Below are 24,170 nucleotides of genomic sequence, written 5' to 3'. Positions count from 1 at the left end.
TCGTCGCGGATTGGGCGCGATAAACAGGAAAGCGGCGCGAAAGTCAAGCGAATGCGGACTAAAGGCCGCATAGCGGGGGTTGCGCAAACCTGCGCGGTCGGGCACGGCCGGCTAAATTTCCCGCGAACAGTCCAAACGCCATAGAGGCCAGTTGCAAAATATTGCGCTTATGATTCTACTTTCTACTTAAGTGCATCGTGTAAAATGATTCGTGAATATCCTTGATGCCGGATGATCCGGCGGAGATACGAATGATCAATCCTGATATTGAAAGCTGGGCACTGGCACGGGCCCATCATATTGTTCTGAACGAAGGCCTTAGTCTTGCAAAAGCAGCACAGGATCTGGATCGCAAACGGTCCCGTTCGCTGGTCTACGAGCTGAGAAAAGTCATTACCGCCGCCATCGTCGAAGCGCATGCGGCGTCTTTTGCTTCCGACGGTGTTGAGCGGTAAAACCGGACGGCCTCCAAAGGGCGGCCGGCGGCTATAGCTGCGCGGCACTCACCCACTGGTAATTCCTTCGCATTTCCGCCATATACAGCGGAAACACGGACGGAAGATATCATGAGCGCAACGGTCGAATTCGCGAGGATGAACGGGCTTGGCAACAAGATCCTGGTCGTCGATATGCGCGGCCGGCCGGATAAGGTGACGCCAGCTGCGGCGGTGGCACTTAATGCCGATCCTGCGACCGAGTTCGACCAGATCATGGCGATCCATGATCCGAAGGCCGACGGCACCGATGCCTTCATCGATATCCTGAATTCCGACGGCTCGAAGGCGCAGGCCTGCGGCAACGGCACGCGTTGTGTCGTGCAGGCGCTGGCCGCCGAGACCGGCCGCAAGGCCTTCACCTTCCAGACGGTCGCCGGCATTCTCAACGCCGTCGAACACGAGGACGGGACGATCTCCGTCGATATGGGCCGGCCGGTGTTCGATTGGCAGAAGATCCCGCTGGCGGAAGAATTCCACGACACCAGCCGCATCGAACTGCAGATCGGCCCGATCGACAATCCGGTGCTGCATTCGCCGTCTGTCATGTCGATGGGCAATCCGCATGCGATCTTCTGGGTGGACCGGGACGTGATGTCCTATGATCTCGCCCGCTTCGGGCCGCTGCTCGAAAACCATCCGATGTTTCCCGAGCGCGCCAATATCACGCTGGCGCAGGTGACCTCGCCGGCATCGATGACGACGCGGACCTGGGAGCGCGGCGCCGGACTGACGCTCGCCTGCGGCTCGGCCGCCTGTTCTGCCGCAGTCAGCGCCGCGCGCACCGGGCGCACCGGCCGCAAGGTGACGATCAATGTGGCAAGCGCCAAGCCGCCGGCTGTGCTTTCGATCGAATGGCGCGAGCGCGACGATCACGTCATCATGACCGGCCCGGCCGAATGGGAATGGTCGGGCAGGCTCGATCCCTCGACGGGTTCGTGGTCGCGCGACGGTACCCGAGAGGTGGGGGCGCAGTGAGCGGCATCGAAGTCATTACCTTCGGCTGCCGCCTCAACACATATGAATCCGAAGTGATGAAGGCGCAGGCTGAGAAGGCCGGGCTCAACAATGCCATTCTGGTCAATACCTGTGCCGTGACCGGCGAGGCCGTTCGCCAGGCTCGCCAAGCGATCCGCCGGGTCCGGCGCGACAACCCGCATGCCCGCATTATCGTCACCGGCTGTGCCGCGCAGACTGAGAAAGAGACCTTCGCCGAAATGGCGGAGGTCGATGCCGTGCTCGGCAACGAGGAGAAGCTTTCGAGCGCCTCCTATCGCGGCCTGCCGGATTTCGGCGTTTCGGCTCAGGAGAAGCTCCGCGTCAACGATATCATGAGCGTCAAGGCGACGGCGCCGCAGATGGTGAGGCACATCGACGGCCATGTGCGCGCCTTCATCCAGGTGCAGAACGGCTGCGACCACCGCTGTACCTTCTGCATCATTCCCTATGGCCGCGGCAATTCCCGCTCCGTGCCGATGGGGGCGGTCGTCGACCAGGCCCGCAAGCTCGCCGACAGCGGCTATCGCGAGATCGTGCTGACCGGGGTCGATGCCACCAGCTATGGCGGCGATCTGCCGGGGGCGCCGACGCTCGGGCTGCTGGCGAAGACGCTTTTGAAGCAGCTCCCCGATATCCGCCGCCTTAGGCTTTCCTCGATCGACAGCATCGAGGCCGATGTGCATCTGATGGATCTCATTGCCGACGAGCCGCGCTTCATGCCGCATCTGCATCTGTCGCTGCAGCATGGCGACGACATGATCCTGAAGCGGATGAAGCGCCGGCATTCACGCGCCGATGCACTGCGTTTCATCGAGGAGGCGCGCCGTCTGCGTCCCGAGATGAGCTTCGGCGCCGATATCATCGCCGGTTTCCCGACGGAGACGGAAGAGATGTTCGGCAATGCGGTGCAACTGGCCGAAGAGGCCGACATCGCGCATCTGCACGTCTTTCCCTACAGCCCGCGTCCCGGCACGCCGGCTGCCCGCATGCCGCAGCTCGACCGGTCGCTGGTCAAGGAGCGCGCCGCCAGGCTGCGCGCCGCTGGACATAGGCTGCATCTATCCCATCTCGATCGCATGATCGGAACCCGGCAATGGCTGCTTGTCGAAAACAATGGCCTGGCGCATACGGAAAACTTCACGCTGGTGGCAGCACCCGGCCTTCGTCCCGGCGAACTTGTGCCGGCCACGATCACCGGCCACAATGGCAAGCACCTCGACATGCAATTGACGGCCGCGGCGGCCTGACTTTTCACGGAATCCCCATGGCGCTCAGTTTCATCAAAAAGGTCTTCACCTTCGGCAAGCCGGCTGAAGAGTCCGTGCCCGAGGCGGTCGACAAGGAGCTGGAGCGGCGTTCGCGCGCCGAAGATCTGCCGGTCGCCGATGATCCGGTGCTGCCCGAGGAAATGGATACGGCCGGCGGGCCGGCGGCGGATATCGGCGAGGGTGAGATAGAGGAGCCAGTCGAGGCTGAAACGGACGTGTTGCTGCCGGCCGATCAGCTCGGCGATATGGGTGTCGTGCCGTTGTCGCTGCTGGAGGCCGAAGAGGAAGCGAAGGAAGATACCCCCCCTACCCTGCCGGGCGTCCCCCCCACAGGTGGGGGGACTGAACAGTTGGATGCCGCTCGCCAATCAATAGATGCGGAGAGTGCTCCTGCAGATGTGGAGAGTGAACCCGTCGCTGCGGATGATGCAGTCAATGCGGCGGAAGACATCGCCGCGAGTTTCCCCCCACCTGTGGGGGGGATGCCCGGCAGGGTAGGGGGGGAAGCCGCCGATCGCGAGCTTTCCGCCGAAACGCCCCTGCCGTCATCGGAGATGGAGCCGGCGCCAGCCGTTGAGCCCATCCTCCCCAAAGGCTTCGCCACCGGCCCGGCAATCGTCGAACCGCAGCCCATCACCCCGCAGCCGAAACTCAGCTGGTTCCAGCGGCTGCGCAACGGTCTGGCGCGCACCTCCTCGCAGCTGACCGGCCAGATCACCGCGCTCTTCACCAAGCGCAAGCTCGACGACGAGACGCTGCAGGATCTCGAAGACCTGTTGATCCAGGCCGATCTCGGCGTCGAGACCGCGCTGCGCGTCACCGATACGCTGGCGTCCGAGCGCTATGGCAAGGATGTCACCGGCGAGGATGTCAGCCGGATCATGGCGTCCGAAATCGCCAAGGTCCTGAAGCCGGTCGCCAAGCCGCTGCAGCTCGATCTCTCGCACAAGCCACATGTCATCCTCGTCGTCGGCGTCAACGGTACCGGCAAGACGACGACGATCGGCAAGCTGGCGGCGAAGCTATCCGGTGCCGGGTTGAAGGTGATGCTGGCGGCCGGCGATACGTTCCGCGCGGCAGCGATCGAGCAGCTGAAGATCTGGGCCGAGCGGACGAACTCGGAATTCGTCGGCACCAAGCTTGGCGCCGATGCCGCCGGCCTTGCCTATGACGCCTTCGAACAGGCCAAGGCGAAAAAATGCGACGTGCTGATCGTCGATACCGCCGGCCGCCTGCAGAACAAGGCCGAGCTGATGGCCGAGCTCGAGAAGATTGTGCGCGTGCTCGGCAAGCTCGATCCCGATGCGCCGCACACCGTGCTGCAGACGCTCGACGCGACGACGGGACAGAATGCGCTAAGCCAAGTCGAGATCTTCCGCAACGTCGCCGGCGTCAACGGGCTGATCATGACCAAGCTCGACGGCACGGCACGCGGCGGCATCCTCGTCGCTATCTCCGCCAAGCACAAGCTGCCGGTCTATTTCATCGGGATCGGCGAGGGCGTCGACGATCTGGAGCCATTCGAAGCCGAGGATTTCGCCCATGCCATTGCCGGACTTCCGCAATGATGCCACAGATATGCCGCCGAGAGCCTGCAAGGCACGGCCGGCAACCAGATTGTCAGGAATAGCAGGTTTGACGAACGCATGAGCACCGAAAGCGATATCACCCCGACCCCGGCCGACCGGCATCATCCGCTGCTGAAGCTGGCGCTGGAACTCGGGCCGCTGCTGATCTTCTTCTTTGCCAACCTGCGTGCTGAGTGGCTGGCGGGAAAGTTTCCGGCCCTGGTTGCGCTCGGAGGGCCGCTTTTCATTGCTACTGCGCTCTTTATGACAGCGACGATCGTCTCGCTTGTCGTTTCGAAGATTGTGCTTGGGCACTTACCGGTGATGCCTTTCGTCTCCGGTCTGGTGGTGGTTATCGTCGGCGCGCTGGCAATCTACCTGCAGAACGAAACCTTCATCAAGATGAAGCCCACGATCATCAACGGGCTCTTTGGCGTTGTGTTGCTCGGGGGACTTGTCTTTGGGAAATCGCTGCTCGGCTACGTGTTCAACACCGCCTTCGAACTCGATGCTGAGGGCTGGCGTAAGCTTACCATTCGCTGGGGCATTTTCTTTCTATTCTGCGCGGTCCTTAACGAGGTCGTCTGGCGTGGTTTTAACTGGTACTATCAGCCTGATATGAAAGCAGCAGACAATGCTTGGGTGGTCTTCAAGGTGTGGGGCAATATTCCGATCACCCTCATTTTCACCATGTCACAGATGCCGCTCATTCTGAAGCATAGCATCAATGTGGAAACGGATGGCGAAAAGTGAGCGCTACAGAGGCCGAATATCGTGTCGGACACCAAAGTTTCTGGTTCGTCGCCTGCCTAGCAGTGCTGGTCGCCCAGATCGTTGCCGAATATATGATGGGCCGCGTGCCGATCTGCGCCTGCGGTTATGTCAAGCTATGGGAGGGCGGGGTCAACACCAGCGGCAATTCGCAGCATCTGTCGGACTGGTACACGCCGTCGCATATCATCCACGGCTTCCTGTTCTACGGGCTCGGCCATCTCGTCCTGCGCCGCAAGCCGCTGGCGGCAAAGCTGCTGCTGGCGCTCGTCATCGAATCCGGCTGGGAGCTGCTGGAAAATTCACCGCTGATCATCGACCGCTACCGCACGGCGACGATCGCACTCGACTATTACGGCGACAGCATCCTGAATTCGGCAATGGACACCGTGTTCATGTGCATCGGCTTCTTCTTCGCATCGCGCGCGCCGGTGGCGCTGACGGTGGCGATCGCCCTCTTCTTCGAGATTTTCACCGGCTATGTGATCCGCGATAATCTGACGCTCAATGTGGTGATGCTGATCTGGCCGGTGGAGGCGATCAAGGTCTGGCAGGGCGGGGTTTAGGCCAGGTCAGAAGAAAACCCCTCCCCAACCCCTCCCCACAGGTGGGAGGGGCTTGAGTGCGGCGCCCGTCTTATTCCACTTCACCGTTTCATCCGCGGAAAGGCTGCTGCTTGGCGCCATACAGCGCGTCATATAAGTCCCTCCCCCTTGTGGGGAGGGGTTGGGGAGGGGTCTTCACCCGAGATGAAACTTACGAACCCGGCTTCTCCAGCGCCTTTTCCATCGCCGGAAACAGCCCTTCCTTCAGGCTGATATCGTCGAAGGGGCCGACGCGTTTGTAGAGGATCGTGCCGTCGGGGCTGACGAGGTAGCTTTCCGGAATGCCGTAGACGCCCCAGTCGATCGCCGCCTTGCCGTTCGGGTCGATGCCGATCGCCTGATAAGGATTGCCGAGTTCGCCGAGGAAACGCAGGGCGTTGTCGTTCTGGTCCTTGTAATTGATGGCGACGATGTTCAGCCGTCCGTCTTTCGCCAGTTCCTTCAACACGGGATGTTCGGCGCGGCAGGGCACGCACCAGGAGGCGAAGACGTTGACGAGGGTCAGCTTGCCCTTGATGGCCGCATCGGTCAGCGCCGGCAGATTGGCGCCGTCGAGCGGCGGCAGGTTCAGTGCCGGTGCCTTGGTGCCGATCAGGGCGGAGGGGATTTCGGTGATGTTCTTGCCGTGGAAATCCTGGTCGTAGAGCATCTTTGCCGCCGTCGCCGCAATGCCGCCGAAGACGATCAGCGGCAGAAGCGCCAGCGCATAACGGCCAAGTCCGCGCGATGTGGCGGTCGTGGTTTCAGGCGCTTCGCTCATTCGCCGTCCTTTGCACGCGCCGAGCGGCGGCGGATGCCGGCGGCTTCCAAGGCTGCGAGCTCACGGCGACGCGCCTGGCCGTCGGCCCAGGTCCAGAGCGTGACAGCGATCGTCACGAGAGCGGCAAAGCCATAGGATGCGTAGACGTAGAAGGTGTGCGTCAAATCTGTTCCTCGCGGCTGGCCATACGGGCGGCGAGACGGCGCTGGGCGGCGATGCGGCGGCGCCAGATCTCGTTCCTCATCGCCATGATATGCAGCGTGAAGAAGAGCAGGGTGAAGGCGATCGCCATGACGAAGAGCGGCCGCAGGAATTCCGGATCGATCGCCGGGCCATCAAGGCGCATCACGCTTGCCGACTGATGCAGCGTGTTCCACCACTCGACCGAGAATTTGATGATCGGGATATTGACGAAGCCGACGAGGATGAGCACGGCGGAAACGCGCGCGGCCTTCGACGGATCGTCGATAGCACGGCTGAGCGCGATCAGACCGAGATACATCAGGAAGAGAACGAAAACGGAGGTCAGCCGCGCATCCCACACCCACCAGGTGCCCCACATCGGCTTGCCCCAGAGCGAGCCGGTGACGAGGGCGAGCAGGGTGAAGGCGGCGCCGAGCGGGGCCGCGGCCTTGGCGGAGACGTCGGCCAGCGGATGGCGCCAGACCAGCGTGCCGATCGCAGAGCAGCTCATGATCGTATAGCACATCATCGACAGCCAGGCCGAGGGCACATGGATATACATGATGCGCACGGTCTCGCCCTGCTGGTAATCGCCTTCCGTGGAGAAGCTGAGATAGAGGCCGACCGCAAAACAGAGGGCGGTAATGCCGGCCAGCCACGGAATGATGCGCGCCGCCAGCGCCAGGAACCGCGTCGGGTTGGCGAGGTCGCTGAATTTGCTGATGGCAAGGCTCGTTTCGCTCATGTCCGCTTCCTTATCTTGATCCGGCTTTTCCCGCAATCGAATGCCAATCAATCCGTCGTGTTTCGCAGTGCAACGGCGGCAGCGGCCGGACCGATGACCGCGAAGAACAGGGTCAGCGCGATGAGGATGAGGAAGGGTGGCAGGAACGGAGCGGGATCCTCGACGGCGGCATAGGTGGCGCTGACGCCGAAGATCAGCACCGGTATGGTCAGCGGCAACACCAGGATCGAGACCAGCAGGCCGCCGCGGGGCAGGGCGACGGCGACGGCGGCGCCGACGGCGCCAATGAAGGTGATGGCTGGCGAGCCGACGAGCAGCGTCAGCATAGTGGCAGCAATCGCCGTCTCGTCCATGTTCATGAACAGGCCGAGCAACGGCGAGGCAATCACCAGCGGCAGGCTGGTCGCCGTCCAGTGGGCGAAGCATTTGACCAGCACGGTCAGGACAAGCGGCGTGTCCTGCATGAGCATCAGGTCGAGCGATCCGTCGTCGCGCTCGGCCTGGAACAGGCGGTCGAGGCCGAGGAGGGCGGCAAGCAGCGCGCCGATCCAAACGATGGCGGGGCCGATGCGGGAGAGAAGTTTGAGATCGGGACCGACGCCGAAGGGAATAACGGCGACGATCGTGAGGAAGAACAGCACCCCGATCAGCGCACCGCCGCCGGCGCGGATCGAGAGTTTGAGATCGCGGAGGAAGAGGGCGGTCATTCGGGGTGCTTTTCCCTGATGGGTGAGGAAAACCTGTTCCAAGCGGTAGAGGAAAACCCCTCCCCAACCCCTCCCCACAAGGGGGAGGGGCTAAGCTGCGGTCTCCGACGACGGCCAAACGCAAGCGGGGTGTACGTTGTTGCCGTTCTGCAGATTGCGACGATGCGGTTAGTATGAGGCAGCGCCGCACGGTAGCCCCTCCCCCTTGTGGGGAGGGGTTGGGGTGGGGTTTTCACGTCATGTCCTTGCAAACAACCGCAAACCATCATCCCCATACCCCCGCATCCACACCGGCAAAACCCGTCATCTTCAACTCCTGCGCATTCTTCAATCCCAGCGGCTGGTGCGTCGCCGCCAGCACGATGCCGCCTTCGGCCAGATGCGCTTCGATCAAGCTGGCGAACAGCCGGTCGGCGCTGGCATCGAGTGCCGCCGTGGGTTCGTCGAGGATCCAGACGGGGCGGTGGGCGACGAGCAATTTGGCGAAAGCTATCCGGCGCTGCTGGCCGGCGGAGAGGTAACCGAAGGGAAGATGGGTTATCCCCGACAGGCCGACGGCGTTAGCCGCATCCTCGACGGAGAAGCCTGTATTTCCGAGAAAGCTACGCCAGAAATCGAGGTTCTCTGCAACCGTAAGTTCATTCTTCATTGCATTCCGATGGCCAAGGTAGTGGCTGGCCTCGCCGGGATGCCTGTCTTCCCGGCCCTCTCCGTCGCGGAAGATGACAGTGCCCTTCTCCGGTCTCAGGAGGCCGGCGACGACGCGCAGTAAAGTGGACTTTCCCGATCCATTTCTGCCGGTCAGAATGAGCGCCTCGCCGGACGCCAAGTGAAAGGAAATGTTAACGAAAATCAGATCCTCACCGCGCCTTGCGGCCAGATTTTCGGCGGTGAGATGCATGCATCGGCTCTTTCTTGGTTTCGGCTTCCGGAGGGGTCAAAAAATCTCCGATTTTGACCGTGCTCGGGTATGGCAAGTTTTTAGGAAATTATCTATAAGACCGGCAACCACGCCAGCGGTCGGCGTGAATTTCATCCTTGCGCCGAACTTGGAGCGTCCGTTCCACGTGCGGACAGCGGAAATGGCCGTACCCGCATCCTGATGTGCATTAAGTGCATAGGCGTTCGCACGACTGTGTTGGCTATCAGAAACGGGGTCTCTCGTGTCTAAATCTCTTGACAGTTTCAATTGTCGTTCCACGCTTTCCGTTGGTGGAAAGGATTATGTCTATTACAGCCTGCCCAAGGCTGAGGCAAACGGTCTGCCCGGCGTCTCGAAGCTTCCCTATTCGATGAAGGTGCTGCTCGAAAACCTGCTGCGCTTCGAAGACGGCCAGTCGGTCACCAAGGAGCACATCCTGGCCGTTGCCGAATGGCTGAACAACAAGGGTGCGGTCGAAAACGAGATCGCCTATCGCCCGGCGCGCGTGCTGATGCAGGACTTCACCGGCGTTCCGGCCGTCGTCGATCTTGCCGCGATGCGCGACGCGATGGTGTCGCTCGGCGGAGATCCCGAGAAGATCAACCCGCTGGTTCCCGTCGACCTCGTCATCGACCACTCCGTCATCGTCGATGAATTCGGCACGCCGCAGGCTTTCGCCAAGAACGTCGAGCTGGAATATCAGCGCAACGGCGAGCGCTACCGCTTCCTGAAGTGGGGCCAGCAGGCATTCAAGAATTTCCGCGTCGTGCCTCCCGGCACCGGCATCTGTCACCAGGTCAACCTCGAATATCTCGGCCAGACCGTCTGGACCAAGGAAGAGGACGGCGAGACGATCGCTTATCCGGATACTTGCGTCGGCACCGACAGCCACACGACGATGATCAACGGTCTCGGCGTTCTCGGCTGGGGCGTGGGCGGTATCGAAGCTGAAGCGGCGATGCTCGGCCAGCCGGTCTCGATGCTGCTGCCTGAAGTCATCGGCTTCAAGCTGACCGGCAAGCTCAAGGAAGGCGTCACCGCGACCGACCTCGTTCTGACCGTCGTGCAGATGCTGCGCAAGAAGGGCGTCGTGTCGAAGTTCGTCGAATTCTTCGGCCCGGGCATGGACAACATGCCGCTCGCCGACCGCGCGACGATCGGCAACATGGGTCCGGAATACGGCGCCACCTGCGGCTTCTTCCCGGTCGACGGCGAAACCATCAACTATCTCACCATGTCCGGCCGCACGCATGACCGGATCGCGCTGGTCGAAGCCTATTCGAAGGCCCAGGGCATGTGGCGTGACGGCGACGGTTCCGACCTCGTCTTCACCGATACGCTGGAACTCGATCTCGGCGACGTCGTGCCGTCGATGGCCGGCCCGAAGCGCCCGGAAGGCCGCATCGCGCTCGAAAACATCGCTTCCGGTTTCGCCGGCTCGATGGATGCCGACTACAAGAAGCCCGGCCAGCTCAACAATCGCTATGCGGTCGAAGGAACGGATTTCGATCTCGGCCATGGCGACGTGGCGATCGCCGCCATCACCTCCTGCACCAACACCTCCAACCCGTCGGTGCTGATCGCTGCCGGCCTTCTTGCCCGCAACGCTGTTGCCAAGGGGCTGAAGACCAAGCCGTGGGTCAAGACCTCGCTGGCGCCGGGATCGCAGGTCGTCGGCGAATATCTCGCCAAGTCGGGCCTGCAGGCCGATCTCGACAAGCTCGGCTTCAATCTGGTCGGCTTCGGCTGCACCACCTGCATCGGCAATTCCGGCCCGCTGCCGGCGCCGATCTCAAAGACGATCAACGACAAGGGCCTGATCGTATCCGGCGTGCTCTCCGGCAACCGTAACTTCGAAGGCCGCATTTCGCCCGACGTGCAGGCGAATTACCTGGCTTCGCCGCCGCTCGTCGTCGCCTATGCGCTCGCCGGCACGGTTCAGAAGGATCTGACCAAGGAGCCGATCGGCGAGGACCAGAACGGCAATCCGGTCTATCTCAAGGACATCTGGCCGACTTCGCACGAGGTGCAGGAGTTCATCCAGAAATACGTCACCCGCGAACTTTACGAAAGCAAGTATGCCGACGTCTTCAAGGGCGACGTCAACTGGCAGGCCGTTCAGGTTCCGCCGGGCCAGACCTATGCCTGGGACGACGATTCGACCTATGTCCAGAACCCGCCTTATTTCGTCGGCATGGGCAAGAAGGGCACCGGCGTGTCCGACATCAAGGGCGCCCGCGTCCTCGGCCTGTTCGGCGACAAGATCACCACCGACCACATTTCGCCGGCCGGTTCGATCAAGGCGGCATCGCCGGCCGGTGCTTACCTCATCGGCCACGAGGTCGCGGTTGCCGACTTCAACCAGTACGGCACGCGCCGCGGTAACCATGAAGTGATGATGCGCGGTACCTTCGCCAATATCCGCATCCGCAACCACATGCTCGGCCCGAACGGCAAGGAAGGTGGTTACACCATCCACTACCCGTCGAAGGAAGAGACGTCGATCTACGACGGCGCGATGCAGTACAAGGCCGAAGGCGTGCCGCTCGTCATCTTCGCCGGTGTCGAATACGGCAACGGCTCCTCGCGCGACTGGGCGGCCAAGGGCACCAACCTGCTCGGCGTCAAGGCCGTGATCGCCCAGTCCTTCGAGCGCATTCATCGCTCGAACCTGGTCGGCATGGGCGTCATCCCCTTCGTCTTCGAAGAGGGCACGACCTGGCAGAGCCTCGGCCTCAAGGGCGACGAACTCGTCACCATCGAGGGTCTCGACAAGATCAAGCCGCGTGAGAAGAAGATCGCCAAAATCACCTATGGCGACGGCACCGTGAAGGAAGTTCCGCTGCTGTCGCGCGTCGATACGCTCGACGAGGTGGTCTACCTCAACAATGGCGGTATCCTGCAGACGGTTCTGCGCGATCTGGCTGCCTGATTGTTAATAGCCTCGTATGATAATGGCCGCCGGAGAGCAGTTTCCGGCGGCTTTTCTTTGCGGCGGCGGTATTTGAGGGGGCTCACAATGATTTGTTTTCTGCGGGTTCCGGTTGCGCTGCGTCTCACCCGTTCGTGACTTTTCGTTTGGACCCGGAAGGATTATTCGTACGTTCATATGTCAGGGCCTCCGGTTGGAACACGCCGTCGGCGCTGAAAAAGAGGTGCAGGTGAATGTCCCCCCGTTTTTTGATTCCGCTGATAACCGGCGTTGTTCTCTCAGGTCCACTGCAGGCCGAAGACGGCACGCCGAAAGGTGTCGTCGAACTCTTCACGGCACAGGGCTGCTCTTCCTGCCCGCCGGCTGACGCGGCTTTCCGCAAGCTGGTGAGCCAGGGCGATGTCATCGCGCTCGCCTATCATGTCGATTACTGGAACTACCTCGGCTGGGCCGATACGCTGAGCTCCAAGGAAAACACCGAGCGGCAATACGGCTATGCCAGGACTATGGGCCGCAGCAACGTCTATACGCCGCAGGCGATCGTCAACGGGCGCGGCCATCTGGCCGGCGCCGATCTCAGCGGCATCAACAACAAGATCGACACCTATAGCGGCGAAGGCAACGGGCTGACGGTTCCCATCAGCGCGTCGATGCGCGGCGACGAGCTGGAAATCAAGATCGGCGCGGGACAGGGCAAAGCCAATGTCGTGATGGTCTATTTCGACAAGGAAAAGACCATCGAGGTCGAAAAAGGCGAGAACAGCGGCAAGAAGCTCTCCTATCTGCACAGCGTCACCAATGTCGAGACGGTCGGCATGTGGGACGGCAAGGCGACCAGTCTGACGCTGCCGGCCAGTGTGCTGCAGCGGCCGCAGCTCGAGGGTTGCGCGATTCTGCTGCAATCGGCGAACGACAACGGCGATCCGGCGGCGATCCTCGGGGCGACCGTGGTGATGGCGGGAAAAAATATCTGAGATTTCATCCGCTTGCGGGTGAAGTACCGGGCGGCCCGGCTGAGCGTATTCGGGGCTGGGGTTAAGGTCGATACGCTCCGCCGGGCCCTTTGGCGCGCTGGCGCCAAACCGGGATTCATAAATCCCCTGCAAATGAGGCGCTGTTTTGACTGAAATGCGGCGCTGCCGAGAAAGCGACAGCGCTGTCACGCGCATCGGACGATGCGCCGATTCAAAGTGCTCCAGCGTCCATGCGCGCTGATGCGCGCGCGGTGGTGCGACCGAATGTGACGGCCGGCGCTCTTGCAATTTGCGGCGGCTCGGGCACACTGTCACTCTCCTGTCACATGCAGAGGCCTTGGAGACTGAATGACAGAACAGCCGGATTTGCGACACGGCGAAAGCCGTTCCGTCGACAATAGTTCCTCAGTCGTCGTCGATCTCAGGGAATACAAGCAGAGCAAGGACCCGCTTCCGGTGACCTTTCATCGGCGCGAACTGGATGCCATCCTGTGGATCTACGGTCGTATGGTCGGTGACGGCGAATGGCGCGACTACGCCATCGATCACCTGAAGGACAAGGCGGTGTTCTCCGTTTTCAAACGCTCCGGTGAAATGCCGCTCTTCCGCATCGAGAAAAATCCCAAGCTCGCCGCCAAGCAGGGCGCCTATTCCGTGATCAATGTCCACGGCACGATCCTGAAGCGCGGTCACGAGCTGAACCAGGTGCTGAAGGTGTTCGACAAGGCGCTGAAGCTCGTCGACAAGTAGGACGCTTTTTCTGCATGTCGTTATCCCGGAACCGCTTCACGCTTCCGGGCACATCCATCAGCCGGCAAACAGCGTGCCGGGATAGGCGGAGGGATCCGGATCGGTCGTCATGCCCTCGCCGAGGACGCGCTGCATGAGCATCGTATCCAGCCAGCGGCCGTGTTTGTAGCCGGCGCCCCGCATCAGGCCGACCTCCACGAAGCCCGTCTTGAGATGAAGCGCGATCGAGGCGGGGCTGGCGCCGCCGATGACGGCGATCATCTGACGAAAACCGAGATTGGTGCAGCGCTCGATCAGCTCGGCCATCAATGCTTTGCCGATGCCGCGGCCGCGGGCTTCGGGCGCCAGATAGATCGAATCCTCGACCATCCAGCGATAGGCCGGGCGGACGCGAAAGGCCGAGGCATAGGCATAGCCGAGCAAAATCCCATCCGCACCGGCTGCGGCGATATAGGGGTATTGCTGGCCGACGATTGCCGAAAAACGCTGCGCCATCTCGGCCTCGGACGGCGGCGTGATCTCGTAGCTCGACGTGCCGTTCAGCACGGATTCCCGGTAGATACCGGTGATGGCGGGAATATCGGCTTGCGACGCATCGCGCAGAAGGAATGACATTGGCGGCTGGTCCAGCAGGAGGCAGGGCTCCTCTAAAACCATCCCGGCAAAATCAGCGCAACAAAAAAGGCGGCCGAAGCCGCCTTTTCGATCTCTGTCCGCCTGCTTATTTGCGGTTGCCCATGAACTGCAGCAGGAACATGAAGAGGTTGATGAAGTCGAGATAGAGCGTCAGCGCGCCCATGATCGCCTTGCGGCCGGCAACAGTGACGTCATCGGCTTCCAGGTACAGCTCCTTGATCCGTTGCGTGTCGTAGGCGGTGAGGCCTGCGAAGATCAGAACGCCGATCACCGAGATCGCGAACTGCATGGCCGACGAAGCCAGGAAGGCGTTGACGATCATAGCGATGATCAGGCCGAAAAGACCCATGACCAGGAACGAGCCCATCGCCGACAGATCACGTTTCGTCGTGTAGCCGTAAAGCGACAGCGCACCGAAGGAGGCGGCGGTGACGAAGAAGGTCTGCACGACGCTCTGGCCGGTGTAGACCAGGAAGATCGACGAGAGCGACAGGCCGACTAGGCCGGCATAGACCCAGAAGGTCGTCTGTGCGGCGGCCACGCTCATGCTGTTGATGCGGAAGCTCAGGAAGAAGACAGCCGCGAGAGGCGCGAGGATCACGACCCAGCGCAAGGGCGACTGGAACAGCAGCACGCCGAACTGGGTGAGTTGTCCGTCCTGAACAGCGAAGTTGAATCCGAGATATGCGGCCACACCGGTGATCGCCAGACCCAGCGCCATCAGGTTGTAAACCTTGAGCATATAAGCGCGCAGGCCTTGATCAATCATCTCGCCGGTCTGCGCGCGGCTTTGATAGTTACGAAGGTCAGCCATAGTTTCCTCTTAAAAGCTCCGATGGAGATACGGTGTCGGGTTTTCGACCCGGGCGCCGCTGCGGAGCTCCAGCATGCCTGCCGACAATATGAGGCTTTCGTTCATCGCAAACAAGAGGGTTGCAACGGCCCGGCCGGTTAAATCGCCGTAAGGTGAAGGGTTTGGCTGCCGCTGCCCGGTCAAAGCTCGCGCAGGACGGGCGCCGCCTTCTGGCCGAGGATGCGCCAGGTGCCGATCAGGCCGATGCCGACCGTCAGGACGAGGGCCGTGACGAGTGTCAGCCCCGCCACGTCGGGCAGGAAGGTCGAGGGCAGGCGCATGATGCGGGCGACGATGAACCAGGCGGCAACGCCGCCGGCGGCGAGCGCGAAGATCGCGGTCGCCAGCCCCAGGATCAGATATTCGTAGCTGAAGGCGCGGATCAGCATGGCGCGGGTGGCGCCGAGCGTCTTCAGCACCACCGCATCGTGGGTGCGCGCCCGGTTTCCGGCGGCAAGCGCCCCGGCCAGGACGAGGATCGAGGCGATGAGGGCGACGGAGGCGGCGGCGCGGATCGCGGTCGCAAGCTGCGCCACCAGCTGGTTGACGATGTCGATGGCGTCCTTGACGCGGACGCTGGTGATCGTCGGATAGGTGTTGGTGACGGATTTCAGGATCGCCGCATCTTCGGCCGGCGTCGAGGAAGGATCGGTGAGCGTCGCCAGCCACGCGTGCGGCGCGCCGCGAAAAGTGTTCGGCGAGAAGACCATGACGAAGTTGATCGACAGCGATTCCCACTGGACGCGGCGCAGATTGGCGATCTTGGCGGTGATGTTGCGGCCGAGCACGTTGACCGTGACCTTGTCGCCGATCTTCAGGCCGAGTTCATGGGCCTCTTCCGAGGAGAAGGAGACGAGCGGCTCGCCGCTGTAATCCTTGTCCCACCAGCTGCCTTCGGTGAGAGCGGCATTTTCCGGCAGGGTGTCGGCATAGGTGATGCCGCGGTCGCCGTTCAGCACCCAGCGGCCGGCGGCCGGCACCTTCATCTTGGTGACGTCTTCGCCGTTGAAGGCGACGATGCGGCCACGCAGCATCGGCACCTCCATGAGCTTGCCCTTCGGCGCCCGCGCCTGGACGAGATCGCGGAAAGCACCGACCTCGGCGCTCTGGATATCGACGAAGAAGAAGTTCGGCGCGCCCTCGTTCATGCGGCCGGTCAGCTGCTGGCGCAAGTTGCCGTCGATCAGGGTCAGCGTCACCAGCAAGGCCAGGCCGAGGCCGAGCGACAGCACGACCGAGGGTGTCAGCGCGCCGGGGCGGTGGATGTTGCCGATCGCCAGCCGCAGTGCCGGCGAGTTGACGCGCGGGCTGCGGCGCGCAAGCCAGGCGATCACGGCTGCGACGAGGCGCAGCACGACGAAGGCAAAGACGATCGCGCCGACAAAGACGACGGCGATGAAGCGGTCATAGGCGGTGAGGATGGCAAGGCCGGCAAGGCCGGCCATGAACAGGGCGGCCAGCAGGATATAGGGCCAGGACGGCAGGTGGCGGGCTTCGAAACCCTGCTCGCGGAAGAGTGCGGTTGCCGGCACTTCGCGGGCATGGCCGAGCGGCAGGATGGCGAAGGCGAGCGTCGTCAGGATGCCGAACAGCGTCGCCAGCAGCAGGGCGCCGGGATAGAGCGCCGGCGCGGTGGAGACCGGCAGGAACTGTGCCAGGAACTGGGCGGCGAAGATCGGCGACAGGGCGCCGATCACAAGGCCGATCATAATGCCGCCAAGGGCGATGATGGCGATCTGGAAGAGATAGATCAGAACGACGACCTGGGCCGGCGCACCCAGGCATTTGAAGGTGGCGATGGTGGTGCGCTTGGAATCGAGGAAGGCGCGCACGGCATTGGCGACGCCGACGCCGCCGACGATCAGCGCGGTGAGGCCGACCAGCGTCAGGAACTGCGAGAAGCGGGTGATGTTTTCGGTGAGCGAGGGCGCGGCGCGGTCGCTGGTGCGGACAGCCCAGCCGGCGGAAGGGAATTCCTTGGCGGCGCGCGCCTGGATGCCCGACATGGCGCCCTTGTCTTCCAGCCGGATCTTATAGGCATGTTCGACCAGGCTTCCCGTCTGGATCAGCCCGGAGGCTTCGAGCGCCCGGCGGCTGACGAGCAGGCGCGGCGCAAAGCCGAAACCTTCCGACAGTGCATCCGGCTCGGTTTTGACAGTGCCGGTGATGCTGAGCTTGACATTGCCGAGCAGCAATTCGTCGCCGACCGCCAGCCCGAGCCGATCGAGAAGGAGGGGTGCTGCGACGGCGCCATAGGTGCCGCCCTGGCCCGAAAGCAGGGCTGCGAGCGGATAGTCCGGCTCGGCTTTGAAGCTGCCGTAGAGCGGGTAGGCGTCGTCGACGGCCTTGACCTCGACCAGAGCCTGATCGGAACCGTCAGGCTTGCGGGCCATCGAGCGCAGCCCCGTCGACACCGAAACGGTGCCCAGGCCTTCGAGGAACCGCATTTCCTCAGGTGTGGCTTCGCGGTTGTTGAGTTCGAAGCGGACGTCGCCGGCCAGAAGTTCCTGACCCTGCGAGGCGATCGTATCGGTGATCGACTGGGAGACGGAATTGACGGCGGCAATCGCCCCGGTGCCGAGCGCGATGCAGGCGAGGAAGATGTAGAAGCCGGCAATGCCGCCGCGCAGCTCGCGCAGCGCCAGGCGAAAAGCGAGCGAAACGCGCGGCGTGATGATGCTCATGCGATGGCCGCCTCGCTGCGGCGGGCGGTGCTGTCGCCTTCGATCCTGCCGGAACGGACGCGAATCTGGCGCGAGCAGCGGTTTGCCAGCGAGACGTCGTGGGTGACAAGCAGCAGCGTCATGCCGCGCTCGGCCTGCTTCGAAAACAGCAGGTCGGCGATCTGGCGGCCGGTCTCGGTATCGAGATTGCCTGTCGGCTCGTCGGCGATCAGCAAGGCGGGCGAGGGGGCGAGCGCCCTGGCGATCGCCACGCGCTGCTGTTCGCCGCCGGAAAGCTGGCCGGGATAGTGGTTCAGCCGTTCGCCGAGGCCGACCGATTTCAGCTCGCGGTGGGCGATCTCGAAGGCGTTGCCGACATTGGCGAGCTCGAGCGGCACGGCAACGTTTTCCAGCGCCGTCATGTTGGCGATCAGGTGGAAGGACTGGAAGACGATGCCGATGTTGCGGCCGCGGAAATCGGCGACCTGATCCTCGCTCAGCGCGTGGAGCGGTGTGTCGTTGATGTTGATTTCGCCGCTGTCGAGCTTCTCCAGCCCGGCAAGCACCATCAGCAGGGTCGACTTGCCGGAGCCGGAGGGACCGACGATGCCGACGGATTCACCCGCCGTGATATCGAGATCGATGCCCTTCAGCACATGCACGGAAGCGGCCGCACTGCCAAGCGTCAGATCGGCGCCCTTCAACTCGATGATGGTTTTTGCCAACAGAAATCGCCCTATATAAATCCATAACGAAACAGCCGCATAACGGCACTTCGCCAATCTAGGGAAGCCAGAATGAGATTTAAAGTTGCCGCGCTTCAATTCACCGTCATTGCCGTCTCGCTGATCTTTGCCGCCACAGCCAATGCCCGGACGATCAATCTCGTCGGTTTTGGGGACAGTTTGATGGCGGGCTACCAATTGCCGCCCGGCGACGGCTTTCCGGAAAAGCTGCAGGTCGCCCTGAAGGCGAAGGGTCTCGACGTCACTATTGCCAATGCCGGGGTCTCCGGCGACACGACGGCAGGCGGGCTTGCGCGCATCGACTGGTCGGTGCCCGACGGCACCGACGGCGTCATCCTGGAGCTCGGCGCCAACGATGCGCTGCGTGGTATCCCGCCTGAAGAAAGCGAGAAAAATCTCGACCAGATGATAACGCGGCTGAAGGAGCGCGGCATTGCCGTGCTGCTGGTCGGCATGATGGCGCCGCCCAACATGGGGGCGGATTATGCTGCACGCTTCAATCCGATTTATCGGAAACTTTCGGAGAAACACGGAGTTCAGCTATATGCCTTCTTTCTCGACGGCGTGGCGCTCGATGCGGGGCTTAAACTCGACGACGGCATGCATCCGAATGCGAAGGGCGTGGATGTCATGGTTCAGAAGATGGAAGCCGATGTCACAAATTTCGTCGGGACGATTTCTTCTGTGAAGAAATAGGGGCTTGCGCGGTTATTGATTGCATGATTCCGTGTAAGCACTGCAAAAGATTCGGGGAGTGCTCGTTATGCCGAGACTGTTTACCGCCCTCGAAATTCCGCGCAATGCGGCGATGAGCCTTTCATTGCTGCGCGGTGGCCTCCCCGGAGCACGATGGATCGATGTGGAGAATTACCACATCACCCTGCGCTTTATCGGTGATGTCGACGGCCGCACGGCCGATGAAATAGTAGAACGCCTCGACCGGATCGATCGGCCGGAATTCCAATTCCGGCTTGAAGGCATCGGTTCCTTCGGCTCGAAGAAACCGCATTCGGTCTGGGCCGGCGTTTCTCAATCGCCGGAGATGTATGCCCTGCAGGGCGAGATCGAGCGGATCTGCCAGCGCATCGGGCTGCCGCCGGATCCCCGCAAATTCACGCCGCATGTCACGCTGGCACGGCTCAAATCCTCGCGGCTCGACGATGTCGTGCAATATCTCGCCGGACGCGGCAATTTCCACACGTCAACCTTCACGGCGCCGCGTTTTGTGCTGCTGTCGTCGCGCGAATCGGTCGGCGGCGGGCCCTACCTCACCGAGGAAGTGTTCCCGCTGCACGAGGCGCGCTCGGTGCCCAGCGCTTCGAGCAGGCTGCTGCAGCCGGTCAAGAGCCTGGTATAGACCAGCTCGAAACCTGCGGGACCGCCATAATAGGGATCGGGAATATCCTCTCCCGTTCCCAGCGCGATATCGCCGAAGAGGCGGATGGTCGCCTCAGGCGGCGCGATCGTTTCGAGCGCCGCCACATTGTCTCGACCCATGGCCAAGATCAGATCGAAATCCCTAAATCGCTGGAGCAGATCCGGTGGGCGCGTTGCCCGGATATGTCGATACCATGGCTTTTCGCCGTGGCGATCGACCGCCGGTCGGGCGGCTCGCCTTCATGCCAACCGCCGGTGCCGGCGGAATCGATCGTGAAACGGCCGGTCAAACCTGCCTCGGCGACGCGATGGCGAAAAATTCTCTGGGCCAGAGCATGATGCCGAAAAGTGTAAGCGGTTTTCGGACGGCATCATGCTCTAACTCTTTAATGTAGAACAGGATTCAGATTTTAGGCCGACCCGGCCTAAAATCATCCTGTTCTAGCGGAGAACGGCATATATTGCCCATGCAAACGAAGAGGACGCTGATGTGTTTCATCGGTAAGCCTGTCGACAGATGAGAGGACCATGGCATGAAAATGGAAAGACTGGAACGGGCACCGATCGAGGCTGAAATGGCTGGGCTTACAGGCTGGGCGCTCAACGATGCGGCTTCCTCGATATCGAAGACGTTCAAGTTTGCAAACTTTGTCGAGGCTTTCGGCTTCATGACCGAAGCAGCGATTAGGGCGGAGAAGCTCAACCACCATCCTGAATGGTTCAACGTCTATTCCAGGGTGGATGTGACGCTGAATACGCATGATGCCGGCGGCCTGACGCAGCTGGATTTCAAGCTCGCCAAGGCGATGGACAAGGCCGCGGCCCGACGCGGCGTCTAAAAGCGGGGCCGATTGAAAGAGCCTGCGCCATCACCATATGTTCGCAGGGACGAAAGGATGGAAGGGATGGACGAGGTCAAATTCGGGGAAATCCTGTTGCCAGGCGACGAGGACACCCAGAGCCGGCGGGAGAAGACGGTCAGGCAGAAATTCTGGCCGACCTTCCGCCGCGCCGTGCGGCAAATTCCGTTCTCACGCGATGTCGTTGCCGGTTTCTACTGCGCGCTCGATCCGCAGACGCCGACGAAGGTGCGCGGCGTGCTGCTTGCGGCACTCGCTTATTTCGTCATGCCGATCGACATGATCCCGGATGTTTTCGCCGTCATCGGCTTCTCCGACGACATCGCCGTGCTCTCGGCCGCCTTCGCCATGGTGCGCGGCCATATCCGCCCGGGCCATTATGAGGCGGCCGACCGCGTTCTGGCCGACCGGACTGAGGAAACGATGAAAACCATTTAAGCGTTTTCGCGCTCCAGCACCTTGCGGAGTTTGCCGAAGGCGAGCCGGATACGCGATTTCACCGTGCCGAGCGGCAGCCCGGTCGCTTCGGCGATCTCCGAATGCGATTGACCGAGGAAGAAGGCGGCGCGCAGCATGTCGCGCTGCTCTTCCGGCAATTGGCCGACGGCGGCGCGTATCCTGGCGTCGCGATCGTCATTGGCGACGATTTCTTCGGCGCCGATCTCGGCCGGCGGCTGCAGGGCCGGGTCGGTTTCGTCGAAGATGCGGGTGTTGGCACGGCGCTGCTGGTCGATGCGGCGATTGCGGGCAATGCGGAAAAGCCAGGTCGAGAGTGAGGATCGCGTCGCATCGTAGAGATCCGCCTTGTGCCAAAGCACGATCATGATCTCCTGCACCAGCTCCTCGGCCTCGGCATTCGTCATCTTCTGGCGCATCAGCCAGGCTTTCAGCCGGGGTGCGAAATAGTCGAACAGGATGGAAAAGGCCTGCTGGTCGCGATCCCTGGCGACGGCCTTCGCGAGGGCAGCGAAACGCTGTCTTTCCTCGGCATCCATGTCCCCTCACGAGCCCCCTGCGGCAATAATTTCGTATCGGATTTCCAAGTCTTACTGAGGTACAACGGATTTGGGAAAGGTCAAACTCTTGCCTGAATCTTTGTGTCTTAAATTCAGCCGAACGGACGGCCAGTGCCATCGGGGCACGGTGTCGCGGCCGATACCGTCAAAGGGGCGAAAATTGATACCCGAGCTGAAATGACACAGGCAGATACAAATCGCAGCCATTGTTGACCATTTGGTAACCTGAATTAAGTCAAAATAAAGCAGATCGTGATTATGCGGCGCCCGCTATGATCGCTTCGGGCCTTGATCGCAAGAACCGGCAGGAATCCATGTTTGTAAAAAGTATCGTATCCGCTCTCGCACTCACCCTTGCCATGGCCGGAGTTGCGGCAGCGCAGCAGGCCGCCGCGCCGAACCGCATCCAGCAGTTCCAGGCATGGGGCGCCTATTCTTACAAGTCGGGCAGCAGCACCGTCTGCTACGTGCTGTCCGTTCCGACGGCAAAGCAGCCGGCAAGCGTCGACCATGGCGATAACTTTTTCATCGTCTCGCAGCGCCCGGGCCAGAACATCTCCTACGAACCGCAGGCGATGATGGGTTACACGGTGAAGGAAAATTCGAAGATCAATGTCGTCATCGACAATAAGACCTTCGTGATGTTCACCAAGGACAAGGCCGGCTGGGTCGAGAATGCGGCGCAGGAGCCCGCCCTCGTCGCTGCGATGAAGACCGGTCATTCGATGACGGTGAATGCCGTCTCGCGCAAGGGCACCGGCACGTCCTACAGCTATTCGCTCTCCGGCATCTCGGCTGCGCTGAAGCAGATCGAAAGCTGCAAGTAAGCGGTCTCCAGCCGCAGAGTTTCAAGAGGCCGGCCTTGCGCCGGCCTTTGCTGTTTTCCATCTATAGTGACGCGCGGACAAAATGATGCTAAAGGGCGCGCAACAGCGGACAGATCGCGATATCAGTCGCCGTTCCGCCATTCATTTTCTGCCAATGTGCCGTCATGCGCCTCACCTCTTCCGGTTTGCACCTGAAGTCCGCGGGCTTGCGGGGCGGTTACGTGTTTGAATTCGGGATCTAAAGACTATGTCCGTCATGGATGCGATCGTTGTCACCAAGCCGCAGGCGCACACGTCTGCCAGCGTCGAAAAGCCGTCCCTGATCGGGCTTTCACGTGAGGAGATGGGGGCGACGCTTCGGGAAAAGGGCGTGGCCGAGAAGCAGATCAAGATGCGCGTCGCGCAGCTGTGGAACTGGATCTATGTGCGCGGCGTCTCCGATTTCGACCATATGACGAATGTCGCCAAGGACATGCGCGAGATGCTGAAGCAGCATTTCACCATCGCGCGTCCGGAGATCGTCGAGGAGCAGGTCTCCAATGACGGCACGCGCAAATGGCTGCTGCGTTTCCCCCCGCGGGGCGCCGGCCGCCCGGTCGAGATCGAAGCCGTCTATATCCCGGAAGAGGGCCGCGGCACGCTCTGCATCTCCAGCCAGGTCGGCTGCACGCTCACCTGTTCCTTCTGTCATACGGGCACGCAGCGGCTGGTGCGCAACCTGACGGCTGAGGAAATTCTGTCGCAGCTGCTGCTTGCCCGCGACCGGCTCGGCGACTTCCCGGATCGTGAAGCGCCGCAGGGTACGATCATGCCTGCCGAGGGCCGCAAGGTCAGCAACATCGTGATGATGGGCATGGGCGAACCGCTCTATAATTTCGATGCCGTCAAGCAGGCGTTGCTGATCGCCACGGACGGTGACGGCCTGTCGCTCTCCAGGCGTCGGGTGACGCTGTCCACCTCCGGTGTCGTGCCGGAAATCTTCCGCACCGGCGATGAGATTGGCGTCATGCTGGCGATCTCGCTGCATGCGGTGCGCGACGACCTGCGCGACATTCTGGTGCCGATCAACAAGAAGTATCCGTTGAAGGAGCTGATCGAGGCGTGCAAGGCCTATCCCGGTCTCTCCAATGCGCGGCGCATTACCTTCGAATATGTGATGCTGAAGGACGTCAACGACAGCCTGGAAGACGCCAAGGGGCTGATCAAGCTGTTGAAGGGCGTGCCGGCGAAGATCAACCTCATTCCGTTCAATCCCTGGCCGGGCACCAACTACCAGTGTTCCGACTGGGAGCAGATCGAGAAGTTCGCCGATTTCATCAATTCGGCCGGTTACGCTTCGCCGATCCGTACGCCGCGCGGCCGCGATATTCTTGCCGCCTGCGGCCAGCTGAAATCAGAGTCCGAACGCATGCGCAAGACCGAGCGTCTGGCCTTCGAAGCGATGATGATCGCCAATCACGGGGCCGACGACTGATCAGCAAGTTTGATCCTTGCTACAATTCTCCGCGATTGAT

The 24,170-nt window shown here is 61.7% G+C and carries 25 protein-coding genes and 1 pseudogene; 15 read left to right on the top strand and 11 right to left on the bottom strand.

Annotated features, from left to right (window positions below):
- The first annotated feature begins 251 nt into the window (after positions 1–251).
- The 6 genes from AMK05_RS21345 (at position 252) to AMK05_RS21320 (ending at position 5,666) form a co-directional block, all read left to right on the top strand.
- Positions 252–455, top strand: coding sequence for a hypothetical protein (locus AMK05_RS21345; RefSeq protein WP_041683802.1), 204 nt, complete (start codon positions 252–254; stop codon positions 453–455).
- Positions 456–566: 111 nt separating this feature from the next.
- Positions 567–1,472 (top strand): diaminopimelate epimerase, encoded by a 906-nt coding sequence (dapF, locus tag AMK05_RS21340; protein WP_064841034.1) that lies wholly within the window; start codon positions 567–569, stop codon positions 1,470–1,472.
- The gene (gene mtaB / locus AMK05_RS21335) at positions 1,469–2,740 is read left to right on the top strand and encodes a tRNA (N(6)-L-threonylcarbamoyladenosine(37)-C(2))-methylthiotransferase MtaB (protein ID WP_064841033.1); all 1,272 of its coding nucleotides are present in this window, start codon (positions 1,469–1,471) and stop codon (positions 2,738–2,740) included. The genes dapF and mtaB overlap by 4 nt, the downstream gene beginning before the upstream one ends.
- Before the next feature lie 17 nt (positions 2,741–2,757).
- Positions 2,758–4,329 carry a signal recognition particle-docking protein FtsY gene (gene ftsY / locus AMK05_RS21330; protein WP_064841032.1) on the top strand — a complete coding sequence of 524 codons (1,572 nt, stop codon included), beginning with the start codon at positions 2,758–2,760 and terminating at the stop codon, positions 4,327–4,329.
- Positions 4,330–4,407: 78 nt separating this feature from the next.
- Positions 4,408–5,082: a septation protein A gene (locus AMK05_RS21325; protein ID WP_064841031.1), complete on the top strand. Its 675-nt coding sequence runs from the start codon at positions 4,408–4,410 to the stop codon at positions 5,080–5,082.
- Entirely contained in the window at positions 5,079–5,666 is a 588-nt protein-coding gene (locus AMK05_RS21320) for a DUF2585 domain-containing protein (RefSeq protein WP_064841030.1), read from the top strand. Before AMK05_RS21325 ends, AMK05_RS21320 begins: the two co-directional genes overlap by 4 nt.
- Before the next feature lie 190 nt (positions 5,667–5,856).
- Here the strand turns inward: AMK05_RS21320 and AMK05_RS21315 are convergent, their stop codons facing one another.
- From AMK05_RS21315 to ccmA, 5 genes are all read right to left on the bottom strand, one after another.
- Positions 5,857–6,465, bottom strand: coding sequence for a DsbE family thiol:disulfide interchange protein (locus AMK05_RS21315; RefSeq protein WP_064841029.1), 609 nt, complete (start codon positions 6,463–6,465; stop codon positions 5,857–5,859).
- A complete protein-coding gene (gene ccmD, locus AMK05_RS21310; RefSeq protein WP_064841028.1) occupies positions 6,462–6,629 on the bottom strand; it encodes a heme exporter protein CcmD in 168 nt (55 codons plus the stop codon). Before ccmD ends, AMK05_RS21315 begins: the two co-directional genes overlap by 4 nt.
- Positions 6,626–7,393 carry a heme ABC transporter permease gene (locus tag AMK05_RS21305; protein WP_064841027.1) on the bottom strand — a complete coding sequence of 256 codons (768 nt, stop codon included), beginning with the start codon at positions 7,391–7,393 and terminating at the stop codon, positions 6,626–6,628. Before AMK05_RS21305 ends, ccmD begins: the two co-directional genes overlap by 4 nt.
- 47 nt (positions 7,394–7,440) lie before the next feature.
- The gene (gene ccmB, locus AMK05_RS21300) at positions 7,441–8,100 is read right to left on the bottom strand and encodes a heme exporter protein CcmB (protein WP_064841026.1); all 660 of its coding nucleotides are present in this window, start codon (positions 8,098–8,100) and stop codon (positions 7,441–7,443) included.
- Between the two features lie 265 nt (positions 8,101–8,365).
- A complete protein-coding gene (gene ccmA, locus AMK05_RS21295; protein ID WP_064841025.1) occupies positions 8,366–9,001 on the bottom strand; it encodes a heme ABC exporter ATP-binding protein CcmA in 636 nt (211 codons plus the stop codon).
- A 262-nt stretch (positions 9,002–9,263) separates the two neighbouring features.
- Here ccmA and acnA point away from each other — a divergent pair, with 262 nt between their 5' ends.
- From acnA to AMK05_RS21280, 3 genes are all read left to right on the top strand, one after another.
- A complete protein-coding gene (gene acnA / locus AMK05_RS21290) occupies positions 9,264–11,954 on the top strand; it encodes an aconitate hydratase AcnA (protein WP_064841024.1) in 2,691 nt (896 codons plus the stop codon).
- A gap of 233 nt (positions 11,955–12,187) precedes the next feature.
- On the top strand, positions 12,188–12,928 hold the full coding sequence (locus tag AMK05_RS21285; RefSeq protein ID WP_064841023.1) for a DUF1223 domain-containing protein: 741 nt from the start codon (positions 12,188–12,190) through the stop codon (positions 12,926–12,928).
- Between the two features lie 348 nt (positions 12,929–13,276).
- Positions 13,277–13,678: a DUF2794 domain-containing protein gene (locus tag AMK05_RS21280; protein ID WP_064841022.1), complete on the top strand. Its 402-nt coding sequence runs from the start codon at positions 13,277–13,279 to the stop codon at positions 13,676–13,678.
- Between the two features lie 57 nt (positions 13,679–13,735).
- On the opposite strand, the gene AMK05_RS21275 is transcribed toward AMK05_RS21280, so the two are convergent.
- The 4 genes from AMK05_RS21275 to AMK05_RS21260 form a co-directional block, all read right to left on the bottom strand.
- A complete protein-coding gene (locus tag AMK05_RS21275; protein ID WP_064841021.1) occupies positions 13,736–14,293 on the bottom strand; it encodes a GNAT family N-acetyltransferase in 558 nt (185 codons plus the stop codon).
- Between the two features lie 106 nt (positions 14,294–14,399).
- Positions 14,400–15,128: a Bax inhibitor-1/YccA family protein gene (locus AMK05_RS21270; protein ID WP_064841020.1), complete on the bottom strand. Its 729-nt coding sequence runs from the start codon at positions 15,126–15,128 to the stop codon at positions 14,400–14,402.
- A gap of 179 nt (positions 15,129–15,307) precedes the next feature.
- A complete protein-coding gene (locus AMK05_RS21265; protein ID WP_064841019.1) occupies positions 15,308–17,851 on the bottom strand; it encodes an ABC transporter permease in 2,544 nt (847 codons plus the stop codon).
- On the bottom strand, positions 17,848–18,555 hold the full coding sequence (locus tag AMK05_RS21260) for an ABC transporter ATP-binding protein (RefSeq protein ID WP_064841018.1): 708 nt from the start codon (positions 18,553–18,555) through the stop codon (positions 17,848–17,850). The genes AMK05_RS21265 and AMK05_RS21260 overlap by 4 nt, the downstream gene beginning before the upstream one ends.
- Positions 18,556–18,627: 72 nt before the next feature.
- Between AMK05_RS21260 and AMK05_RS21255 the strand changes: the two genes are divergently transcribed.
- Positions 18,628–19,272, top strand: coding sequence for an arylesterase (locus tag AMK05_RS21255; protein WP_064841017.1), 645 nt, complete (start codon positions 18,628–18,630; stop codon positions 19,270–19,272).
- A 67-nt stretch (positions 19,273–19,339) separates the two neighbouring features.
- A complete protein-coding gene (gene thpR / locus AMK05_RS21250) occupies positions 19,340–19,933 on the top strand; it encodes an RNA 2',3'-cyclic phosphodiesterase (RefSeq protein ID WP_064841016.1) in 594 nt (197 codons plus the stop codon).
- Here the strand turns inward: thpR and AMK05_RS35615 are convergent.
- A pseudogene (locus tag AMK05_RS35615) lies at positions 19,840–20,285 on the bottom strand (low molecular weight protein-tyrosine-phosphatase). The gene thpR and the pseudogene AMK05_RS35615 sit on opposite strands and share 94 nt — an antisense overlap.
- 201 nt (positions 20,286–20,486) lie before the next feature.
- Between AMK05_RS35615 and AMK05_RS21240 the strand changes: the two are divergent.
- Both AMK05_RS21240 and AMK05_RS21235 read left to right on the top strand, forming a co-directional pair.
- Complete coding sequence (locus AMK05_RS21240) at positions 20,487–20,792, top strand: 4a-hydroxytetrahydrobiopterin dehydratase (RefSeq protein ID WP_064841015.1); 306 nt, start codon at positions 20,487–20,489, stop codon at positions 20,790–20,792.
- Positions 20,793–20,858: 66 nt separating this feature from the next.
- Positions 20,859–21,251 carry a YkvA family protein gene (locus AMK05_RS21235; RefSeq protein WP_054182404.1) on the top strand — a complete coding sequence of 131 codons (393 nt, stop codon included), beginning with the start codon at positions 20,859–20,861 and terminating at the stop codon, positions 21,249–21,251.
- Here AMK05_RS21235 and AMK05_RS21230 read toward each other — a convergent pair.
- The gene (locus AMK05_RS21230; protein WP_064841014.1) at positions 21,248–21,808 is read right to left on the bottom strand and encodes a sigma-70 family RNA polymerase sigma factor; all 561 of its coding nucleotides are present in this window, start codon (positions 21,806–21,808) and stop codon (positions 21,248–21,250) included. The genes AMK05_RS21235 and AMK05_RS21230 overlap by 4 nt on opposite strands.
- 335 nt (positions 21,809–22,143) lie before the next feature.
- Between AMK05_RS21230 and AMK05_RS21225 the strand changes: the two genes are divergently transcribed.
- Together AMK05_RS21225 and rlmN are read left to right on the top strand one after the other, a co-directional pair.
- Positions 22,144–22,656, top strand: coding sequence for an invasion associated locus B family protein (locus AMK05_RS21225; protein ID WP_064841479.1), 513 nt, complete (start codon positions 22,144–22,146; stop codon positions 22,654–22,656).
- A 247-nt stretch (positions 22,657–22,903) separates the two neighbouring features.
- Positions 22,904–24,130, top strand: a complete 1,227-nt coding sequence (rlmN, locus tag AMK05_RS21220; RefSeq protein ID WP_064841013.1) for a 23S rRNA (adenine(2503)-C(2))-methyltransferase RlmN — start codon at positions 22,904–22,906, stop codon at positions 24,128–24,130.
- Positions 24,131–24,170 lie beyond the last annotated feature (40 nt).

The organism is Rhizobium sp. N324 (assembly GCF_001664485.1).
Taxonomy (GTDB): Bacteria; Pseudomonadota; Alphaproteobacteria; order Rhizobiales; family Rhizobiaceae; genus Rhizobium.
The sequence above is the reverse complement of the archived record's forward strand: the minus strand, read 5'-3'. Positions and strand labels throughout refer to the sequence as shown.

What these genes read in the sequence shown, in the direction of transcription:
- AMK05_RS21345 (WP_041683802.1), top strand. Translation starts at nt 252, where the DNA reads ATGATCAATCCTGATATTGAAAGCTGGGCACTGGCACGGGCCCATCAT.
- dapF (WP_064841034.1), top strand. Translation starts at nt 567, where the DNA reads ATGAGCGCAACGGTCGAATTCGCGAGGATGAACGGGCTTGGCAACAAG.
- ftsY (WP_064841032.1), top strand. Translation starts at nt 2,758, where the DNA reads ATGGCGCTCAGTTTCATCAAAAAGGTCTTCACCTTCGGCAAGCCGGCT.
- AMK05_RS21325 (WP_064841031.1), top strand. Translation starts at nt 4,408, where the DNA reads ATGAGCACCGAAAGCGATATCACCCCGACCCCGGCCGACCGGCATCAT.
- AMK05_RS21315 (WP_064841029.1), bottom strand. Translation starts at nt 6,465, where the DNA reads ATGAGCGAAGCGCCTGAAACCACGACCGCCACATCGCGCGGACTTGGC.
- AMK05_RS21305 (WP_064841027.1), bottom strand. Translation starts at nt 7,393, where the DNA reads ATGAGCGAAACGAGCCTTGCCATCAGCAAATTCAGCGACCTCGCCAAC.
- ccmB (WP_064841026.1), bottom strand. Translation starts at nt 8,100, where the DNA reads ATGACCGCCCTCTTCCTCCGCGATCTCAAACTCTCGATCCGCGCCGGC.
- ccmA (WP_064841025.1), bottom strand. Translation starts at nt 9,001, where the DNA reads ATGCATCTCACCGCCGAAAATCTGGCCGCAAGGCGCGGTGAGGATCTG.
- AMK05_RS21285 (WP_064841023.1), top strand. Translation starts at nt 12,188, where the DNA reads ATGTCCCCCCGTTTTTTGATTCCGCTGATAACCGGCGTTGTTCTCTCA.
- AMK05_RS21280 (WP_064841022.1), top strand. Translation starts at nt 13,277, where the DNA reads ATGACAGAACAGCCGGATTTGCGACACGGCGAAAGCCGTTCCGTCGAC.
- AMK05_RS21275 (WP_064841021.1), bottom strand. Translation starts at nt 14,293, where the DNA reads ATGTCATTCCTTCTGCGCGATGCGTCGCAAGCCGATATTCCCGCCATC.
- AMK05_RS21270 (WP_064841020.1), bottom strand. Translation starts at nt 15,128, where the DNA reads ATGGCTGACCTTCGTAACTATCAAAGCCGCGCGCAGACCGGCGAGATG.
- AMK05_RS21265 (WP_064841019.1), bottom strand. Translation starts at nt 17,851, where the DNA reads ATGAGCATCATCACGCCGCGCGTTTCGCTCGCTTTTCGCCTGGCGCTG.
- AMK05_RS21255 (WP_064841017.1), top strand. Translation starts at nt 18,628, where the DNA reads ATGAGATTTAAAGTTGCCGCGCTTCAATTCACCGTCATTGCCGTCTCG.
- thpR (WP_064841016.1), top strand. Translation starts at nt 19,340, where the DNA reads ATGCCGAGACTGTTTACCGCCCTCGAAATTCCGCGCAATGCGGCGATG.
- AMK05_RS21240 (WP_064841015.1), top strand. Translation starts at nt 20,487, where the DNA reads ATGAAAATGGAAAGACTGGAACGGGCACCGATCGAGGCTGAAATGGCT.
- AMK05_RS21235 (WP_054182404.1), top strand. Translation starts at nt 20,859, where the DNA reads ATGGACGAGGTCAAATTCGGGGAAATCCTGTTGCCAGGCGACGAGGAC.
- AMK05_RS21230 (WP_064841014.1), bottom strand. Translation starts at nt 21,808, where the DNA reads ATGGATGCCGAGGAAAGACAGCGTTTCGCTGCCCTCGCGAAGGCCGTC.
- AMK05_RS21225 (WP_064841479.1), top strand. Translation starts at nt 22,144, where the DNA reads ATGTTTGTAAAAAGTATCGTATCCGCTCTCGCACTCACCCTTGCCATG.
- rlmN (WP_064841013.1), top strand. Translation starts at nt 22,904, where the DNA reads ATGTCCGTCATGGATGCGATCGTTGTCACCAAGCCGCAGGCGCACACG.